This window comes from Microvirga sp. P4_G7 (genome assembly GCF_056401005.1).
Map to the genome: position 1 here is coordinate 1 of NZ_JBFUKD010000788.1, position 1,544 is coordinate 1,544.

The 1,544-nt window shown below is 57.4% G+C and carries 1 protein-coding gene; it reads right to left on the minus strand.

The annotated features are described in order from the left end of the window. Positions 1–113: 113 nt before the first annotated feature. The gene (locus AC1DT3_RS20675; protein WP_477467078.1) at positions 114–1,088 is read right to left on the minus strand and encodes a hypothetical protein; all 975 of its coding nucleotides are present in this window, start codon (positions 1,086–1,088) and stop codon (positions 114–116) included. Positions 1,089–1,544 lie beyond the last annotated feature (456 nt).

Here is a 1,544-nt window from a genome sequence, read left to right on the forward strand (position 1 = left end):
GGATTCGTAGTGTTCGGTGCCTTCTGCTCTTGGAGTTTATTCGAGAACAGAAATGGGTTCTTGGGCGACGTCGCGTTGCGTAAGCGCGAGAACTGAAAAGCGTGTATCAAACACTATTTCGAACCGACAAGGCTTCGCGCTTGCGCGAGCGCGCTTTCAGCTGCCGTTCTTCGTATCTCCCCGAGGTCCTGCTTCGGATCATCGAGATATTTCAAACGTGCGGCATTCTCGATTTCCGGCCGGCACAGGTCGAGCATTAGATCGATAAGCTTCTCCTGGGCGACCAGTTGCCCCTCTCTCACCGAACTCGCGGTCTTCAGACACCGGTCAATGGCGTCGGTCGCCGGCAGAGACTGGCGAGCAACAGCAGGCTCTGGAGTGGCGACGACAGGACTCGTCGATTTCGCGAATGCCGCGCGAGCCTGCACGGCCGAAGTTACTACGTTTCGCTGGATGACAGTTCGCAGTTCATCTCGGACGCGAAGATCGGTACCGCCATCAAGGCGATAAGCTTCCATGGCCGCGTCGAGCGCAGCCTGCACCTCCCTATTGCAAAGCGTCATCGCGGCTGTCGCGAGAATCTCCGCTGTCTCAGAAGAGGCTACAAGACTAGTTAGCTCGCTCTTGGTACACGCGTACACGCGGTCCCGTAGTAAATCGCGAGCGCGGTTTGCCTCAGATAGACGAGCCTTGCGAGCAGTGTCCGCTTGTTCAACTTCAACGTTGCGGCGCGCGATGACATCCTTGAGTCGGGCGCTGATCGCCCGGGGTAGGTCCTCGAGGTAAGGTCCTTGATAGAAGGGGAGTCCAGTGCCAGAACCGTAAATTTGGTCGTGCGTCCGTACCATCTGGCCGGCGAGAGAATTGCAGGCATCACCGGTAGCCCGGATCGCGTCGTGCCACCGGCCTTCCCGAGCTATATCCAACGCCGTTGTATTTGCGGCGATCGTATTCGCGTAGCAATCGGTAGCGGCACGAATATATGGTAAATGAAGGCGACGCTTTTGAGCCTCCGAGTAGGCCTGCGCATAAGCAGCACACGTCCACAGGGAAACAAGCGCCCCAAGAATTGCCCCGACGATCTTCATAGCCCCYCCAGTTCTCAAGCTATCATTGCTTCTGGAKAAGTCGAGTACTCCCGATGGCGGGCGGGGCAGCTCCGCACCAAATCTAACCTATGCGCCTAGCACGCTCCCATGCGAGGACATCATCGATACGATAAATGACCCTTTTGCCTAATTTGACATACGGAGGGCCCACTCGCCTGCAACGCATCATACGCAATGAATCGGCGGACATTTGCCATCTTTGAGCAAGCTGTTGCGTGGTGAGATGCGATGCCTCCTCCAGCTTGGGTAGTATGGCGGCGCTAGTTGCGCTGTGTGCTGAGGCGCCGGGTCGCCCGGCTTGAACATCCTCCCATCGCTCGACATCGTCGATCCGGTACCGTTCGATCCGGCCGAATTTAATGCACGGTGGCTTATTGAGGGATCTCCGGAATTGCTGAATGGTGAGACGCCAGCGATCCGCAAGCTCCTCGGGGG